This window comes from Pseudomonas sp. lyk4-TYG-107 (assembly GCF_030209055.1).
Classification (GTDB): Bacteria; Pseudomonadota; Gammaproteobacteria; order Pseudomonadales; family Pseudomonadaceae; genus Aquipseudomonas; species Aquipseudomonas putida_A.
The window spans coordinates 507439-524765 of sequence record NZ_JARVST010000019.1; the positions used below are offsets into that span (position 1 = coordinate 507439).

General features: G+C 59.1%; 19 protein-coding genes. 12 read left to right on the forward strand and 7 right to left on the reverse strand.

Features of this window, described 5'->3' with window-relative positions; translation table 11 throughout:
* The first annotated feature begins 23 nt into the window (after nucleotides 1–23).
* Entirely contained in the window at nucleotides 24–1346 is a 1323-nt protein-coding gene (gene fapF, locus QRN61_RS17560; protein WP_027612699.1) for a fibril amyloid transporter FapF, read from the forward strand.
* An 86-nt stretch (nucleotides 1347–1432) separates the two neighbouring features.
* On the opposite strand, the gene QRN61_RS17565 is transcribed toward fapF, so the two are convergent.
* Nucleotides 1433–2758, reverse strand: a complete 1326-nt coding sequence (locus tag QRN61_RS17565; RefSeq protein ID WP_027612698.1) for a sigma-54 dependent transcriptional regulator — start codon at nucleotides 2756–2758, stop codon at nucleotides 1433–1435.
* Between the two features lie 346 nt (nucleotides 2759–3104).
* Here QRN61_RS17565 and QRN61_RS17570 point away from each other — a divergent pair, with 346 nt between their 5' ends.
* The 3 genes from QRN61_RS17570 to nhaB all read left to right on the forward strand — a co-directional run bounded on the left by QRN61_RS17570 (nucleotide 3105) and on the right by nhaB (nucleotide 6509).
* Nucleotides 3105–3371, forward strand: a complete 267-nt coding sequence (locus QRN61_RS17570) for a hypothetical protein (protein WP_003225374.1) — start codon at nucleotides 3105–3107, stop codon at nucleotides 3369–3371.
* A gap of 278 nt (nucleotides 3372–3649) precedes the next feature.
* On the forward strand, nucleotides 3650–4939 hold the full coding sequence (locus QRN61_RS17575) for an NHL repeat-containing protein (RefSeq protein ID WP_027612697.1): 1290 nt from the start codon (nucleotides 3650–3652) through the stop codon (nucleotides 4937–4939).
* Between the two features lie 67 nt (nucleotides 4940–5006).
* The gene (gene nhaB, locus QRN61_RS17580) at nucleotides 5007–6509 is read left to right on the forward strand and encodes a sodium/proton antiporter NhaB (RefSeq protein WP_150368374.1); all 1503 of its coding nucleotides are present in this window, start codon (nucleotides 5007–5009) and stop codon (nucleotides 6507–6509) included.
* A 122-nt stretch (nucleotides 6510–6631) separates the two neighbouring features.
* Here the strand turns inward: nhaB and QRN61_RS17585 are convergent, their stop codons facing one another.
* From QRN61_RS17585 to gnd, 3 genes are read right to left on the reverse strand one after another with little or no spacing between them, the layout of a single operon-like run.
* Nucleotides 6632–7441: an HAD family hydrolase gene (locus QRN61_RS17585; RefSeq protein WP_096796547.1), complete on the reverse strand. Its 810-nt coding sequence runs from the start codon at nucleotides 7439–7441 to the stop codon at nucleotides 6632–6634.
* Nucleotides 7438–8961, reverse strand: coding sequence for a glucose-6-phosphate dehydrogenase (gene zwf / locus QRN61_RS17590; RefSeq protein ID WP_285374332.1), 1524 nt, complete (start codon nucleotides 8959–8961; stop codon nucleotides 7438–7440). Before zwf ends, QRN61_RS17585 begins: the two co-directional genes overlap by 4 nt.
* Nucleotides 8958–9938 carry a phosphogluconate dehydrogenase (NAD(+)-dependent, decarboxylating) gene (gene gnd / locus QRN61_RS17595; protein WP_007964647.1) on the reverse strand — a complete coding sequence of 327 codons (981 nt, stop codon included), beginning with the start codon at nucleotides 9936–9938 and terminating at the stop codon, nucleotides 8958–8960. The genes zwf and gnd overlap by 4 nt, the downstream gene beginning before the upstream one ends.
* 274 nt (nucleotides 9939–10212) lie before the next feature.
* On the opposite strand from gnd, the gene QRN61_RS17600 reads away from it, so the two are divergent.
* The gene (locus tag QRN61_RS17600) at nucleotides 10213–10395 is read left to right on the forward strand and encodes a DUF6026 family protein (RefSeq protein WP_007964649.1); all 183 of its coding nucleotides are present in this window, start codon (nucleotides 10213–10215) and stop codon (nucleotides 10393–10395) included.
* Nucleotides 10396–10594: 199 nt separating this feature from the next.
* Entirely contained in the window at nucleotides 10595–12343 is a 1749-nt protein-coding gene (locus tag QRN61_RS17605; protein ID WP_285374333.1) for a phosphoethanolamine transferase CptA, read from the forward strand.
* Nucleotides 12344–12684: 341 nt separating this feature from the next.
* Here the strand turns inward: QRN61_RS17605 and galU are convergent, their stop codons facing one another.
* Nucleotides 12685–13524, reverse strand: coding sequence for a UTP--glucose-1-phosphate uridylyltransferase GalU (gene galU, locus QRN61_RS17610; protein WP_007912230.1), 840 nt, complete (start codon nucleotides 13522–13524; stop codon nucleotides 12685–12687).
* A 258-nt stretch (nucleotides 13525–13782) separates the two neighbouring features.
* Here galU and QRN61_RS17615 point away from each other — a divergent pair, with 258 nt between their 5' ends.
* Nucleotides 13783–13968 (forward strand): hypothetical protein, encoded by a 186-nt coding sequence (locus QRN61_RS17615; protein WP_007964653.1) that lies wholly within the window; start codon nucleotides 13783–13785, stop codon nucleotides 13966–13968.
* A gap of 151 nt (nucleotides 13969–14119) precedes the next feature.
* A complete protein-coding gene (locus QRN61_RS17620) occupies nucleotides 14120–14407 on the forward strand; it encodes a hypothetical protein (RefSeq protein ID WP_007964655.1) in 288 nt (95 codons plus the stop codon).
* Nucleotides 14408–14410: 3 nt separating this feature from the next.
* Here the strand turns inward: QRN61_RS17620 and QRN61_RS17625 are convergent, their stop codons facing one another.
* Nucleotides 14411–14641 carry a hypothetical protein gene (locus QRN61_RS17625; protein WP_027612691.1) on the reverse strand — a complete coding sequence of 77 codons (231 nt, stop codon included), beginning with the start codon at nucleotides 14639–14641 and terminating at the stop codon, nucleotides 14411–14413.
* 72 nt (nucleotides 14642–14713) lie between these two features.
* Nucleotides 14714–15070: a hypothetical protein gene (locus QRN61_RS17630; protein ID WP_027612690.1), complete on the reverse strand. Its 357-nt coding sequence runs from the start codon at nucleotides 15068–15070 to the stop codon at nucleotides 14714–14716.
* Nucleotides 15071–15282: 212 nt separating this feature from the next.
* Here QRN61_RS17630 and QRN61_RS17635 point away from each other — a divergent pair, with 212 nt between their 5' ends.
* The 4 genes from QRN61_RS17635 to alkB all read left to right on the forward strand — a co-directional run bounded on the left by QRN61_RS17635 (nucleotide 15283) and on the right by alkB (nucleotide 17262).
* The gene (locus QRN61_RS17635) at nucleotides 15283–15585 is read left to right on the forward strand and encodes a DUF1883 domain-containing protein (protein WP_024164475.1); all 303 of its coding nucleotides are present in this window, start codon (nucleotides 15283–15285) and stop codon (nucleotides 15583–15585) included.
* A gap of 30 nt (nucleotides 15586–15615) precedes the next feature.
* A complete protein-coding gene (locus QRN61_RS17640; protein ID WP_096796544.1) occupies nucleotides 15616–15786 on the forward strand; it encodes a hypothetical protein in 171 nt (56 codons plus the stop codon).
* Nucleotides 15787–15880: 94 nt separating this feature from the next.
* Nucleotides 15881–16591 (forward strand): 2OG-Fe(II) oxygenase, encoded by a 711-nt coding sequence (locus tag QRN61_RS17645; protein ID WP_285374334.1) that lies wholly within the window; start codon nucleotides 15881–15883, stop codon nucleotides 16589–16591.
* 5 nt (nucleotides 16592–16596) lie between these two features.
* The gene (alkB, locus tag QRN61_RS17650; RefSeq protein ID WP_285374376.1) at nucleotides 16597–17262 is read left to right on the forward strand and encodes a DNA oxidative demethylase AlkB; all 666 of its coding nucleotides are present in this window, start codon (nucleotides 16597–16599) and stop codon (nucleotides 17260–17262) included.
* Nucleotides 17263–17327: the final 65 nt, after the last annotated feature.

Below are 17327 nucleotides of genomic sequence, written 5' to 3' on the forward strand. Positions count from 1 at the left end.
GGGCTTAAAGGGACGGCTTATTCATGTATCGATCAGTATCACTGCGTGCCGCTGTATGTCTGAGTACTCTTCTACCCGCGGCGATGCTGCAAGCAGCACCCGACGCAGATGTGGAGACCCTGAAACAGGAACTTCTGGAGCTGAAGCAACGATACGAAGTGCAACAAAAGGCCCTGGCGGTGCTCGAACAACGGGTCCGTCAGGTTGAGGATCAACCGGCGGCCCCGCAACCCAAACGCCTGGCCAAGTCGCCGTCTGACATGAAAGGCAATCCAAAAGTCGCTACCAGTACCGGAGCGCCGGGTACCGGTGCCGCAGCAGCGTCGGGGGGCGCGGCCGGGAGTAGTGGCGCTTCTTACGGCCAATCGCTGGCCGACGACTCGCAACCGGCCCAGAGTGTGTCCAACCTCTACGACGAGGCCAGCGGCTTCTTCGGCGGCGGCAAATTCAGCTTTGAAACCGGTGTGACCTACTCGCGTTACGACACCCGGCAACTGATCCTCAACGGTTTCCTCGCGCTGGACTCGATCTTTCTCGGCAACATCAACCTCGACCGGATCAAGGCCGACACCTGGACGCTGGACCTGACCGGGCGCTACAACTTCGACAACCGTTGGCAGTTCGACGTGAACGTGCCGGTGGTTTACCGCGAATCGACCTACCAGTCCGGCGGCGGCAACGGTGGTGCATCAAACGTCACGACGGAACAGGATGTTTCGCGTGATCCAACCCTCGGCGACGTCAACTTCGGCATCGCGTACAAGTTCCTCGACGAGTCGGTCAACACGCCGGACGCCGTGGTCACCCTGCGGGTCAAGGCGCCAACCGGCAAGGATCCGTTCGGCATCAAACTGCGCCAGACCGACGCCAACTCCAACCTGTTCGTGCCTGACACGCTGCCAACCGGTAACGGTGTCTGGTCGATCACACCCGGGGTTTCGCTGGTCAAGACGTTCGACCCGGCAGTGCTGTTCGGCAGCTTGTCCTACACCCACAACCTGGAGGAGTCGTTCGACGACATCAGTTCGACCGTCAACCAGAAAAACCCGGGCAAGGTAAAGATTGGCGACAGCTTCCAGATCGGCGCCGGTATTGCGTTCGCTCTGAACGAAAAGATGAGTATGTCGTTCTCGGTGTCTGACCTGGTACAACGCAAGAGCAAGCTGAAACAGGATGGCGGTGATTGGCAATCGGTGGTTTCCAGTGACGCCAACGCCGGTTATTTCAACGTCGGCATGACCATTGCCGCCACGGATAACCTGACCATCGTGCCCAACCTGTCGATCGGCATGACCGACGATGCCCCGGACTTCTCCTTCAGCCTGAAATTCCCGTACTACTTCTAAAGCACAAGATCGCAGCCTGCGGCAGCTCCTACAGAGGTAATCCCTGTAGAAGCTGCCGCAGGCTGCGATCTTTTGAGCTTTGTTCTCTAGCGAATCTGATGCTTGTGCAGCAGGCGATAAAACGTCGGCCGCGACACGCCCAGCACTTTCGCCGCCACACTCAGGTTGTCGCTGTGACGGTTCAATACATCGCACAGCGCCTGGCGTTCAGCGCGCGTCTTGTAGTCTTCCAGCGTACCCATCGGCGTCGAAATCGTGTGCTGGCTGAGCAATCCCAGATCCCGGGCTTCGATCTGTCGGCCTTCTGCCAACACCAGACCCCGTCGCACGCGGTTGGCCAGTTCCCGCACATTGCCCGGCCAGTCATGCTTGCCCATGGCGATCAACGCATCCTCACTGAAGCTGCGCGGGCGGCGGCCGGTTTCGTGGCTGTAAAAATGCGAGAAATGGTTGGCCAGCATCGACAGATCACCGTGGCGCTCGCGTAGTGGCGCGGTCACCACTTGCAGCACATTGAGGCGGTAATACAGGTCTTCGCGAAAACGCTTTTTCTCGATCGCCGCTTCGAGGTCGACGTGGGTGGCCGCCAGCACGCGAACATCCACCGGGATCGGCTGACTGCCACCCACGCGCTCGATGTGTTTCTCCTGCAGAAAACGCAGCAGATTGGCCTGCAATTCCAGCGGCAGATCGCCGATTTCATCGAGAAACAGCGTGCCGCCATTGGCGGCCTCAATGCGCCCGACCTTGCGCTGATGCGCACCGGTGAAAGCGCCTTTTTCGTGACCGAACAGTTCGGACTGAATCAAATGTTCGGGAATCGCCCCGCAATTGATCGCCACAAACGGCTTGCTGTGGCGCTGGGACTGGCGGTGCAGCGTGCGCGCCACCAGTTCTTTACCGGTGCCGCTTTCACCGCGGATCAGTACCGGGGATTCGGTCGGTGCCAGTTTGCTCAATAATTTGCGCAGTTCGCGGATCGGCTTGCTGTCGCCGAGTAACTCGTGTTCAGGCTGGTCGACGTGAATCGTGCCTTGCCCGCGCAAACGCGCCATGCCGAATGCGCGGCCCAGGGTCACCTGAACCCGTGAGACATCGAACGGCAAGGTGTGGAAATCGAAAAACCATTCGCAAACGAAGTCACCCACGTTCTGCAACCGCAGGACTTCCTGGTTCAACACCGCGATCCACTCGGTGCCGCTACGGCTGATCAGTTCCTTGACCGCTTCGGGACGTTCAAGGTGAAAAGGTTGCAGTCGCAGCAGCCCGACATCGCATGTCCGATCGGCGGCATTTTCCAGGCTACAACTGTCGACATCCCATCCCACCGAGCGCAAACCAGGTAATAACCGGTGACAGTCGTCGCACGGGTCGACCACCAATAAACGTCGTAACGCAGGCGCTTCGATCATGACTGTTCCTTGGCGCCAAATTTAAGGAAATTATTGTAAAAACAGTCATTTGGCAGACCCGACTGTAACATTAGCAAGAAATTGACAGGGCCTTGTATCGATTGCTTATAGGTGTACAAGCTAACGAGTTATAAGAAGCAAGTTTATTAGTCAGCTATCGAGTTGCTATCTTTCACCAGGCTTTCAAAAACGTTCGGAATGTTGAGCCTGAGCAATTAAGTTGAAATTTCTTTGTTTCGTGTGTGACCTGCCACGGGGTTGCGTGCATCAGTACAAGTAACCAGCCGAACGGTAAGCCCAACCGACGGCACATCACTTGATTGGGCACGACAGAGAGAAGACCCCAATGACCGCCCCGCTCCGTATCAACGAAGCTCTTTTGATTGCCAACCACGCGTTCAAACCCTTTCAGTGCGTGGCCTGGGCCCCACAAGACGGCAATGGCGAACTGAACCTGACCGTCATCGACCGTACCAACTCGCACATCGGTCGCCAGCAGATTCCAAGCAGCGCCTACTCCGATCCGGCGCAACTGGAACTGCTGTTGCAACAGGCCCGCGCCGAATTGAGCAAAGAAGGTTACCTGCTGCAATCGTGGTCGATGCCACATTGATCAGAGGCTAATGCGGATGACTTTCACGTCATCCGCTCTGTTCTTTGTTAGTTATCCGCTGCTGTTTATCTTCAATGCTTCTGTACAACTTTCTTCAAGCTGCCAGGCGCCACTGCTTGGCAGGCTTTCGTTTGGTTCAAAAAGACACTGTTATGGCACAGTGCGACCCTCCACCTGTTAGTTCTGTCAGTTGAACTTGCGTGTATTCAGGGATTGAATGTTCCGCTCATGCAGTTACCGCCCATTCGGGCCTGGTCAACTTGCAAGGAGAGGCATGCATGTCACCCGAGAACGCCTTTGCGCGCCCGGCACTACTCAACAGTTCCGGGCAACTCGACAAACAATTTGCCAGCACTGGCGTTGCCCAGGTGTATTTCGCCGGCAGTGTTTCCAGCATGACCCAGGGTATTGCGCTGGATCGACAGGGGCGCGTGCTGGTCGCCGCCAAAGTCGGCACTGCGCAAGGCAGTCGGTTTGGTCTGGCACGCCTCTTCGCAGACGGTTCGGCCGACCTCGCTTTCGGCCAGCAAGGCAGCGTGATTGGCGAGTTCGAATGCGGTTTTGAGGCCACCGGTGGCAAGGTTCAGGTGTTGCCCGACGGACGAATCCTGCTGGCCGGGCTGCATTATCAAAACACCCATCGCACCCTGCCTGCGCTGGCCCTGTTCAGCGCTGACGGAACCCCCGACCCGGACTTTGGTAAAAATGGCTGCAAAGTGGTGCGCCTGCCCGGCGACCTGTCCGTCGGCTCCCGCGATTGCTGGCTGCCACCCGGCGTACCGGGGGCTGAAGCCTGTGACATCGCCGTGCAGGATGACGGGCATATTCTGCTGATCGCCAATCACCACTTCGAACTCGCCGACCATGCCGGAATGCTGATCCGCCTGACGCCAGACGGGACGCTCGATGCAAGCTTCAATGGGCGCGGTTTCGTGATGATTCGACATTTGCTGCTCAACACGTGGCTCAGCAGCCTCGTATTGCAGGAGGACGGGCGGATCCTTGTCGCCGGCTCAATTGATTTCCCCCAGGAGGGCCTGGTGGCGCGCTACCTGCCTGACGGGCGTCTTGATGAGCGCTTCGCGGTGGATGGCTTCCTGGCTTTCAAAGCCAACGGCAAAAGTGCGATGGTCTGTCAGGTCATCGAGTCAAAGGAACATCTGCACTGTTTTGGCAGCAGTCGCGATCCGATCCGCTGCCTGGCGCTGAGCCTGCACCCTAACGGCCGCCCGGACTGGCGCAACGACACTGGTCACCCGCATCTGCTGGAAATCGGCCCCAGTGGTTGTCAGTGGAGCGCCGCGCAACGCATGGCGGATGGTCGGATCATGGCGGTGGGTGCAACGATCGGCGGCGTCGAGGCCGACTTCATCGTTGCTCGCTATAAAGCTGATGGTCATCTCGACCGAAGCTTCGGCAACGGCCACGGCTGGTTGCGCACACGCCTGGGCCGCAGCCTGGATACCGCCAATTCTCTCGCGATCCAGCCAGACCGGAAAATTCTTGTCGGCGGCTACTCGCTCGACGGCAACTACCGCGCCATGGTCGCGCGCTATCTGAATCAATAACTCTCCAGACTTGAACTTGCCAGGCACTTGCGGCAACTTGCGCGCTTCTTAATACAAGGAGCAACCGATGTCCGGCTCACTGGCCCAGGCGTTCGCGCATAATTTTCTCGGGCACTCGCCCCGCTGGTACAAGGCGTGCATCGTAGGGTTCCTGATCCTCAACGCCGTGGTGCTGTTCACTGTCGGCCCGGTCGCCGCCGGCTGGCTGCTGGTGATCGAGTTCATTTTCACCCTGGCCATGGCGCTCAAGTGTTATCCGTTGATGCCCGGCGGCTTGTTGCTGATCGAAGCCCTGCTGCTGAAGATGACCACGCCGCAGGCGCTGTACGACGAACTGGTGCACAACTTCCCGGTGATCCTGCTGCTGATGTTCATGGTCGCGGGCATCTACTTCATGAAGGATCTGCTGCTGTTTCTGTTCTCACGGTTGCTGCTGGGCGTGCGCTCCAAGGCGCTGCTGGCGCTGATGTTCTGCTTTCTCTCAGCTTTTTTGTCGGCGTTTCTCGATGCCTTGACCGTAACCGCGGTGATCATCAGCGCGGCGGTCGGCTTCTATTCGGTCTACCACCGCGTGGCCTCGGGCAATGATCCGCGTCAGGACAGCGAATTCAGCGACGACCGCCATCTGCCGGCCCTGCACCATGAAGACCTGGAGCAATTCCGCGCATTCCTGCGCAGCCTGCTGATGCACGGCGCGGTCGGCACCGCACTCGGCGGGGTCTGCACCCTGGTGGGTGAGCCGCAGAATCTGCTGATCGGTCATGAAATGGGCTGGCACTTCGCAGAGTTTTTCCAGAAAGTCGCGCCGGTTTCGTTGCCGGTGCTGGCGGCGGGTCTGGTGACCTGCGTGCTGCTGGAAAAACTGCGCTGGTTTGGCTACGGCACCCTGCTGCCGGACAACGTCCGCGCCGTGCTGGCCAATTACGCCGCCGAAGACAACGCCGAACGCACCCCGCGTCAGCGTGCCGCCCTGCTGGTGCAAGGCGCTGCCGCATTGATCCTGATTGGCTGCCTGGCGTTTCACGTCGCGGAGGTCGGGCTGATCGGCCTGATGGTGATCGTGCTGATCACCGCGTTCACCGGCATCACCGACGAGCATCGTCTGGGCAGCGCGTTCAAGGACGCCATGCCGTTCACCGCATTGCTGGTGGTGTTCTTTGCCGTGGTCGCGGTGATTCACGATCAGCAACTGTTCGCGCCGTTGATCCAGTGGGTGCTGGCGCTGCCGGCGGAACAACAGCCGGGCATGCTGTTCATCGCCAACGGCCTGCTCTCGGCGATCAGCGATAACGTGTTCGTCGCCACGATCTACATCACCGAAGTGAAACAGGCCTTCCTGTCCGGGCACATGAGCCGCGAGCATTTCGAGACCCTGGCGATCGCGATCAACACCGGTACCAATCTGCCAAGCGTGGCGACACCTAATGGCCAAGCGGCGTTCCTGTTCCTGCTGACCTCGGCGATTGCACCGCTGGTGCGCCTGTCGTACGGGCGGATGGTGTGGATGGCGCTGCCGTACACCGTAGTGATGGGCCTGCTGGGCTGGTACGCCGTCAGCTACTGGCTGTAATTACGCCGAATAAACTGTAGGAGTGAGCCTGCTCGCGATAGCGGTGTGTCAGCCCAAGAAATGGTGACTGATACATTGCAATCGCGAACAGGCTCACTCCTACATTTGTTTTTGGGGTGAGTTCAGCGACCGAGGATGTACTTCTCGATCGCCTGCGCCACGCCGTCGTCGGTGTTTGGCGCGGTGACCACGTCAGCCTGGCGCTTCACCGCCTCTTCCGCCTGCCCCATGGCAATCGACAATCCCGCGCAATGGAACATCGCCGGGTCGTTGCCGCCATCGCCAATCGCGGCGGTCTGCGCCAGCGGGATATCGAGGTGCGCGGCAATGGTTGCCAGTGCGGTGCCCTTGTTGGCCTCCAGCGCCGTCACGTCCAGGTACACCGGTTGCGAACGCGAAACCTGAGCCATGCCGCTGACCTTGGCTAACAGGCGCGCCTCAAGCTCGATCAGCAGATCGGTGTTGTTACTGGTGGCAACGATCTTGTCGATGCGCTCCAGGTACGGCTCGAAACTCTCGACCACCACCGGCGGATAACCGAGGCCGTGCTGTTCGCGCGGCACCATCGGTCCGTGCGGATCCTTGAGCAACCAGTCACCACCGCTGAACACCCAGATCTCCACATCCGGTTGGTCAGCGAACAACGCCAGAGCAATCAGCGCGGTCGGCACCGGCAGGTAATGCGCCACCAACAGACTGCCATCCGGATTGACGATGGTGCCGCCATTGAAGGCGGCGGTCGGCAGATCAACACCCAAGGCTTCGATCTGCTGCAGCATGGCTTTGGGCGGGCGCCCGGTGGCCAGGCTGAACAACACGCCGGCCTCGCGCAGCGAACGAACGGCGTCGATGGTGCGCTGGCTCAGGCTGTGATCGGGCAGCAACAGCGTGCCGTCCATGTCACTCAATAAAAAGCGGATCGATTCACTCATCCCAGACCGTGCCAGACGCGACCATCGCGAGTCAGCAGATCATTGGCGGCTTGCGGGCCGTCTTCCCCGGCGGCGTAGGTCTGCACGCTCGCATCCTGTTGCCAGGCATCGAGGAAGGGCTGCACCGCGCGCCAGCCGTTCTCGATGTTGTCGGCGCGCTGGAACAGCGTCTGGTCGCCGGTCAGGCAGTCGTAGATCAGCGTTTCGTAGCCGGTGGACGGCTGCATCTCGAAGAAATCCTTGTAGGCAAAACCCAGCTCGATGTTGGCCATGTTCAACGCCGGCCCCGGCCGTTTGGCCAGCAGGTCGAACCACATGCCTTCGTTAGGCTGGATCTGAATACGCAGATAGGTCGGCTGCAACTCGTCGACCTCGGTATCCCGGAACTGCGCATAGGGCGCCGGTTTGAAGCAGATGACGATTTCGGTGTCGCGCACGCTCATGCGCTTGCCGGTACGCAGGTAGAACGGCACGCCGACCCAGCGCCAGTTGTCGATCATGACTTTCAGCGCGACGTAGGTTTCGGTGTTGCTGTCAGGCGCCACGTTGGCTTCCTGGCGATAGCCATTCAACGCTTTGCCATCGACTTCACCGGCGCGGTACTGACCGCGTACCGAGTTGGCTCGCGCCTCCTCAACGCTCCATGGACGGATCGCGCCGACCACTTTGGCCTTCTCGCCGCGCACGGCGTCAGCGCCGAACGCGGCCGGTGGTTCCATGGCGACCATTGCCAGCAGCTGGAACAGGTGATTGGGCACCATGTCACGCAGCGCACCGGTGTGCTCGTAAAAACTGCCACGGGTTTCGACGCCGACGGTTTCTGCCGCGGTGATTTGCACGTGGTCGATGTAATGGTTGTTCCAGAAGGCCTCGAACAGGCTGTTGGAGAACCGGCTGACCAGAATGTTCTGCACGGTTTCCTTGCCCAGGTAATGGTCGATCCGATAGATCTGTTTTTCGGACATGACCTTGAGCAGACAGGCGTTCAACGCTTCGGCAGTTTGCAGATCGGAGCCGAACGGCTTCTCGATCACCACCCTTCTGAATGCTTCCGGGGTTTCCTCCAACAACTTGGCGTCGCCGAGACGGCGTACCACTTCACTGAAGAAACGTGGCGCGGTGGCCAGGTAGAACACCGCATTGCCAGTGCCGCTGTCGGCAATTTTTGCCGCCAGCGCGGAATAAGTGCTGTCGTCCAGGAAGTCGCCCTGGACGTAGCTGATGCCTTTGGCGAGCTTGGCCCACAAGGCCGGATCAAGCATCTGATCGCCCTTGCCGACTTTCGCCGCCACTTCGGTACGGATGAAGTCTTCGAGTTTTTGCGCGAAGGCTTCATCGGTAATGGCGTTGTGATCAACGCCGACGATCCGCAGATTTTCGTCCAGCAAGCCGTCGCGACTGAGGTTGTACAGCGCCGGCATCAGCAAGCGCTTGACCAGGTCGCCGTGGGCACCGAACAAAAACAGCGTGGTCGGTGGTGCGGGTTCTGCCTTGGATTTTCTGCGGATCGTATGGGTCATTTCTTCGGTGTCTCCACGTGGCCGCCGAAGCCGAAGCGCTGGGCCGAAAGAATCTTGTCGCCAAAAGTGCCCTGACCGCGCGAGCGGTAGCGCGAGAACAGCGAGTTGGACAGCACCGGAACCGGCACCGCCTGCTCCATGGCCGCTTCGATGGTCCATTGACCTTCGCCGCTGTCAGCCACCGAACCGGAGAACCCGTCGAGTTTCGGGTCGCTGGCCAGTGCGTCGGCGGTCAGGTCGAGCAGCCAGGACGAGACCACGCTGCCACGGCGCCAGACTTCGGCGATGTCGGCCACGTTCAGGTCGAAACGCTGATCTTCCGGCAGACGCTCGCTGGACTTGGTCTTGAGGATGTCGAAGCCTTCGGCGAACGCGGCCATCATGCCGTACTCGATGCCGTTGTGAATCATCTTCACGAAGTGCCCGGCACCGGCAGGACCGGCGTGAATGTAGCCGTGCTCGGCGCGGTGATCCTCGGATTTGCGATCCTTGGTGCGCGGAATGTTGCCCATACCCGGCGCCAGCGCTGCGAACAGTGGGTCCAGACGGTTCACGGTCTCGGCGTCGCCGCCGATCATCATGCAGTAGCCGCGCTCCAGGCCCCAGACGCCGCCGGAGGTACCGACGTCGATGTAGTGCAGGCCCTTCTCGGCCAGGGTTTTCGCCCGGCGAATGTCATCCTTATAGTTGGTGTTGCCGCCGTCGATGATGGTGTCACCGGCTTCCAGCAAGTCGCTCAGAGTGTTGATGGTGTCTTCGGTCGGCGCGCCGGCCGGCAGCATGACCCATACGGCACGTGGCTTGGCCAGGCCTGCCACCAGAGCGGGCAGGTCGGCAACGCCGGTGGAGCCCTCGGCGACCAGGTTATCGATGAAAGCGGTATTGCGGTCGTAAACAACGGTGGTGTGACCGTTGAGCATCAGACGTCGCGCAATATTGCCGCCCATGCGGCCCAGTCCAATAATCCCGAGTTGCATGTGCTGATGCTCCTTACTACAAATAAATGTGTGTCATTGGTTATAGCCCAACGCGACTGATGGAGGTTAGTCCAGAGCGTTGCGATGAAGTTTCCGGGCATTGTGCCCGATCCAGACTGATAACGCCCCGAATCCTGCCGAAGACACACCGACCATGAAAAATAAAAAAGTTCCATTCACGGGCAAAAGAAATCAAAATTGGCGCCGATAGCAAGTCAGTAGCCCCGACGTGGGGACGATTTGCAGTTGAGACACGCCATTTGCGAGGTGAGCAATGGGCACAGTACACACAGCAATGCCGCCACAAACCCTGTACGTCACGATCCGTCGCGATGAATTGCGCCAGTTGAAAGACGAGCGCGACCAGTTGAAGCAGGAGCTGGCGCAGCTGCGCTCGCTGACCCAGGGCGCTCAGCCCAAACCTCTGCCGGTGGTCCAGCGCCATCCGCACGCCTGACCTGCCCCGCCAGCTTCGGGAACGGCGCCTGTCGTTCCCGACATGATGCTCCCCTGCCCCTGATCAGCAACTAACGAAGTTTTCACACTGCCTTGGTGATACTCCGGCCCATTCTGGCCGTGCGTTTGCGCGCGGCTTCCGTTCGTCGGTTTGATGTAGCGCTCCGACGGTGGTTAGTGACGATGAGCTGGAGTGCTGAATGGCATTGTTCAAACGCAGCAAAACGACTGCGACAGGTTTCGACTGGGCCGGGGTTCTCTGGCTGTTCGCTTTCTTCTGGTATTTCTCGGGCATCACCCAACTGTTGATTCAGCTGACCGGCACCTCCGGTTTCAGCGGTTTCCGTCAGGCCTTCGTGATGAGCGCGCTGTGGCTCGCCCCGATGCTGGCGTTTCCCAAACGCACCAAACTGCTGGCCGCGCTGATCGGTATCGTCCTGTGGGCCTGCTCGATGGCCAGCCTGGGTTATTTCTTCATCTATCAGCAGGAATTCTCGCAAAGCGTCATCTTCATCATGTTCGAGTCGAACATCTCTGAAGCCGGCGAATACATGACCCAGTACTTCGCCTGGTGGATGATCCCGGCGTTCCTCGCCCATACCGCTTTCGCCTATTTCCTGTGGACCCGCCTGCGCCCGGTGTACATGCCCCGAGGCCGCGCGTTCGTGGCCGCGATCGCGATCGTCTTCGCCGTAGTCGGCTACCCGCTGATCAAACAGACCCAACGTACCGGCAGTTTCGCCGGCGGTTTCGAGAAGTTCGAAGACCGTATCGAGCCAGCCGTGCCTTGGCAGATGGCGGTGGCTTACCACCGTTACCTCGACACCCTGGCCGGCATGCAAGACATGCTGCACAGCGCGAGCAAGGTTCCGCCGCTGCATAACCTGAAAGTTGCCGACGCCGATAAACCGTCGACCCTGGTGCTGGTGATCGGCGAGTCGACCAACCGTCAGCGCATGAGCCTGTACGGCTATGGACGCAACACCACCCCGGAACTGGACAAGCTCAAGGATCAGCTCGCGGTATTCGACAACGTCATCACCCCGCGCCCTTACACCATTGAAGCGCTGCAGCAGGTGCTGACCTTCGCCGACGAAGAGAACCCTGATCTGTACCTGTCCACGCCGTCGCTGGTCAGCATGATGAAACAGGCCGGTTACAAGACCTTCTGGATCACCAACCAGCAGACCATGACCAAACGCAACACCATGCTCACGACCTTCTCCGAGCAGGCCGACGAGCAGGTGTACCTGAATAACAACCGCAACCAGAACGCCGCGCAGTACGACGGTGACGTGATCGAGCCGTTCAACAAAGCGCTGACCGACCCGGCGCAGCGTAAGCTGATCGTCGTGCACTTGCTCGGCACTCACATGAGCTACCAGTACCGCTATCCGCCGACCTTCGACAAGTTCCAGGACCGTACCGGCGTGCCGGCCGGCGTACGTGACGATCAGGTGCCGACCTACAACAGCTACGACAACGCCGTGCTGTACAACGATTTCGTGGTGTCGAGCCTGATCAAGGACTACGCCAAGTCCGATCCGAACGGCTTCTTGCTGTACCTCTCCGACCACGGTGAAGACGTGTTCGACTCCGCCGGCCACAACACCCTCGGCCGTAACGAGAACAAACCGACCGCGCCGATGTACACCATTCCGTTCATGGCCTGGGCGTCGCCGAAATGGCGCGAGAACCACGACTGGAACTTCGCCGCCGACCTGGGCCGGCCGTACAGCAGCTCGCACCTGATCCACACCTGGGCGGACATGGCCGGTTTGAGTTTCGACGAACTGGACCGCAGCAAGAGCCTGGTCAGCGACAGCTTCAAACCGCGTCCGCTGATGATCGGCAACCCGTACGAACGCGAGCAGCGCGCCTTGATCGACTTCAGCCTGATGAAGCCAAAAAAGGTCGACCCTGCCGCAGCGAATGTCGTGCAGCAGTAACCGCTCGGAAGGCATCGGTTTCGAGAGATCGCAACCGGTGTAACGCATAAAGAAAAAGCTCCGTATCGCAAGATACGGAGCTTTTTTCGTTTTGGGCGTTCAGGAAGCCCGCTTTATGGGGCTCTACTGTACCGCCTGAGGGAAATCGGAGCAGCCAGCATGCTCGCACGTACCCTCCTCCCTGAAAGAGCAGCCAGCGCGCTCAGAAGGCGCCAGTAAATTGCACCACCAGGATCAAGGATTGTTCCAGCACAAAATCAAACGCCCCGAACAAGTCGGGGCGTTTGTGGATGCGTTCACTTGAGTGCTTTCACACCCTTCGCGATGCAGGTCCGGCGCTATCAGTAAGCCTTGCCGGTCTTGTAGAAGTTCTCGAAGCAGAAGTTGGTGGCTTCGATGTAGCCTTCAGCGCCACCGCAGTCAAAACGCTTGCCCTTGAACTTGTAGGCCATGACGCAGCCGTTCTGGGCCTGCTTCATCAGGGCGTCGGTGATCTGGATTTCACCACCCTTGCCTGGCTCGGTCTGCTCGATCAGATCGAAGATGTCCGGGGTCAGGATGTAACGACCAATGATCGCCAGGTTCGACGGCGCGTCTTCCGGCTTTGGCTTCTCGACCATGCTGTGTACGCGGTAGATGTCGTCGCGGATCATCTCGCCGGCGATCACGCCATACTTGCTGGTTTCCTGCGGATCGACTTCCTGAATGGCGATGATCGAGCAGCGGAACTGCTTGTACAGCTTGACCATCTGGGTCAGTACGCCGTCGCCTTCGAGGTTGACGCACAAGTCGTCCGCCAGCACCACGGCGAACGGCTCGTCACCGATCAGCGGACGACCGGTGAGGATCGCGTGGCCCAGACCTTTCATTTCAGTCTGACGGGTGTAGGAGAACGAGCACTCGTCGAGCAGCTTGCGGATGCCGACCAGGTATTTCTCCTTGTCGGTGCCTTTGATCTGGTTTTCCAGCTCATAGCTGATGTCGAAGTGGTCTTCCAGAGCGCGCTTGCCACGACCGGTCACGATCGAGATTTCAGTCAGGCCAGCGTCCAGAGCTTCTTCAACGCCGTACTGGATCAGTGGCTTGTTTACCACCGGCAGCATTTCTTTGGGCATGGCTTTAGTCGCTGGCAGGAAGCGAGTACCGTAACCGGCTGCTGGGAACAAGCATTTCTTGATCATATAAGTCCTTGAAAGGGCTGTGTGTACGAGTTTCGGCGCAGTCTAATCAGGCGGCGTGCACCTTACAATGCCCCGCACTGGCTAACCGATGCCAACATAGAGAAATATTCTCGCCGATAGTTCCGTTGGCGACTTCGACCCGCGAAAACAGAGTAGCTCAAACACGCAAATGCGCTGCATCACCATACGCTCATCATCCCCCAATGTGAGGATTTGTCGGTATCATGGCGCCTTTGAACCAGCGAACGAGACAGATAGATGGCCGCGGTAAAAATCATCAACGGGTATGTGATCGACAAGAAAGACGGCAAGTGGAACCTGACCACGACCAATGGCGAACACATCGCCGGTCCTTTCGACAGCGAGCAACTGGCGACTGATGTAGCGTCGGTATTCACCGACACCCCTGCGTCGTCCAAACGCCGTGGCAAAGATCAGGACTGATCTGTTGCGACACGCGCCGAGCCCTGCCCTTGTGCAGGGCTTTTTTGTGGCCGCTCGCAGCATGATGAAAACAAGTGGCCAATCGCTATAACCTTTTCATGCTGGCGGTGTCAGAGCGTTTAGCCCCTCCCTCGCTGAAGACGACACACTTATGAACATGAACAGAATGCTGCCGCTGATCGCGGTATTGGCCCTCGGTGGCTGTGCCACCTCGGAAACCACCTACCTGAACAACGGCGAACAGGGCTTGAGCATCGACTGCTCCGGGGAAGCCAACTCCTGGGCCACCTGCTACGAAAAGGCTGACGCCTCCTGCGCCGGCACCGGCTATCGCATCGTCGGTACCGACGGCACGCCGGCGCCCAAGGAGAGTGACAAAACCCTGGGGGTCGACGTCGGCAACTACAAGAACCGCAGTGTGGTGGTGGTCTGCAAATAGACCCTACATGTGGATCTCGGCGAACTTGATCCCGAGCCCGCGCACGATCTCGATCAGGTCGTCGAGCCGGGCAAAGGATTCGACTTCGTCGTTATCGTCCACCAGAAAATAGCTGCGACCGGCGCTCTTCTTGAAAAACACGATCCATTCGCCCGAGTTCGCCGGGTTCTGAATCACATGCGTGGCAGAGATAAGGCCCTCTGCATGCCGTTCCCGTACTTGCTCTCGCTTCATGCGCGACTCCAGAAATGAAAATGCCGTCACAGCAGGACTGTGACGGCATCGGTGCTGATGGACGCTATTCTATCAGCCGGAAATACAGGCATTGGCGGCGTTTTGCACGTCACGGGGACGAACCGGCACATTGGACATCCGCTCATGCAGCTTGATGCTGCTGCCGCCGGAACGGTCTTCGATATCAAACACCGCAGCCGCGCCGGTGGAAAATTTCCCGGGAACAATCACTCGCACGCCATCCTTGTGCGGCTGCATCTGCAGCGCGCCGCGGCTGTTGGCAAGCTTGTCGGCCAGGCACTGAGCATACTCATGGGGTTTCTTGCCGGAAATCACGCTCATGGTGGGCAAGGTTTCGTTGATTTCGGAAACACTCGCGCAACCACCCACGACCAACATCAACGGCAGACACACCACACCCCACTTCATACAAATACCTCCCATAAAGACCCTCGGACAGCAGTAATGCCATTTTTCTCCGAGGCTTACTCCATTAAACCCGCATGGAATCGCGAATAACTGTTTTTAATTGTCAAAGCAGCGCTCGACGGCGGGATAATAACCCGTTCGGGCTGATAAACTGCGCCAATCGCACATGCTATCGTTTTGATTTAGTAGAAAAAGCCCTTCTGGAGGCGCCCATGAAATTCATTCACCAGCGCGAGCACCTCAACGAAGACGACATCGTCGTCATCCAATGCTCGCAAACCTGCAACATCCGCTTGATGAACGACGCCAACTTCCGCGCGTTCAAGAACGGCGGCCGCCACACCTACCACGGCGGCGCTTTCGACACGTTTCCTGCGCGCATCACCGCGCCGAGCACCGGTTTCTGGAACATCACCATCGACACCGTCAACCGTCGCGCCATCAGCGTCACGCGCAAGCCGACCCTGACCCACTCGATCAAGATCATCCGCCGCTCCAGCTCCAAACTGAGCTGAGTCGCCCCTGACACAAAGGTAAGCACGACCGTGGCCCAAACGACCAAATACGTCATCAAATACAAGCTCAACGGTGAACGCCGTTTCGAGTTCGCGCAACTGGAAAACGGCACCGTCGAAGAGGCCAAGGCCGCACTGGACGCCATCCATGGCACCACCGAAGACGTGATCAGCGACATCGCCGTGAGCAAAGCCCTGTAACGCAACACTCGGGATTCGACCGCAAGCGGCGGAGTGTTCTGCCGCCGGTATTTGCCCAGACTGACAGCCTCGACCAAAGGGTTCAGGAGTCAGCATGTCAATGTCCCCGTCTCGGCTGGATGCGCTCGATTGGGCAAGCCTCGAACAGCATCTGGATCAATATGGCTATGCCATCGTCCGCTCGTTGCTGTCGGCGCAAACCTGTGAACGCTTGAGCGCCCTGTATTCGCAGACCGAACCGTTTCGTTCGCAGGTCATCATGGCCCGCCACGGTTTCGGTCGCGGGGAATACAAGTACTTCAGCTATCCCCTGCCGACAGCCATCGAACGTCTGCGCACTGCGTTTTACCCGCGCCTGGTGCCGCTTGCCAACCGCTGGTACGAACGCATGAGTGTGCCTGTACGCTTTCCCGCAACCCATTCCGAGTTTGTGCAGCGCTGTCAGGCTGCCGGCCAACTGCGGCCGACACCCTTGCTGTTGCAATACGGCCCGCAGGACTACAACTGCCTGCATCAGGATCTGTACGGAGAACTGGTTTTCCCACTGCAAGTGGCGATTCTTCTGTCGCAGCCTGGAGAGGATTTTACCGGTGGCGAGTTCGTCCTGACCGAGCAGCGTCCACGCATGCAGTCGCGCCCGCACGTTGTGGCTCTGCACAAGGGTGACGCGGTTATATTCGCGGTCAACCAGCGCCCGGTCAGCGGCACACGCGGCGATTATCGAGTGACCATGCGTCACGGCGTCAGTCGCCTGCACAGCGGAAATCGGCATACTCTGGGCATCATCTTCCACGACGCATCATGAACGCCATGCACCCGACCACCTTCGACCTGTTCGCCGACCACGAACCCGAGCAACAACCCCGCGCCGAGCAGATCGGCGAACAATCGTGGGTGTTGCGCGGCTTCGCCCTGCCGGTGATCGATCAACTGTTGCCCGCGCTGGAAGCCATTCTCGCCGTAGCACCGTTGCGCCACATGATGACCCCGGGCGGTTTCAGCATGTCGGTGGGCACCAGCAGTTGCGGAACCCTGGGCTGGATCACCGACCGTAGCGGTTATCGCTACAGCACCGTCGACCCGCTGAGTGGCCAGCCTTGGCCAGCGATGCCTGAAGTGCTATCGGAGCTGGCGCAAACAGCAGCACAGAACGCAGGATTTGCCGACTTTCATCCAGACTCCTGCCTGATCAACCAATATGTCCCCGGCGCGAAAATGTCTTTGCATCAGGACAAAGACGAAAATGCCTACGCGGCGCCGATCGTTTCGCTGTCATTGGGGTTGCCGGCGATGTTCCTGTTCGGTGGTTTTGCCCGTAGCGACAAAAGCCAGCGCATTCCTCTGCTGCATGGCGACATGGTGGTCTGGGGCGGGGTTGATCGCTTGCGCTTTCACGGCGTGCTGCCGATCAAACCCGGGCGGCATCCACAGTTGGGCGAACGCCGGATCAACCTGACCTTGCGTGTCGCCGGGTGAACTGAAAAGTTTGACCGCAAGGCCCGGAGTGTTACCAACATCGCCGCTGATTAACCTGAATCAAA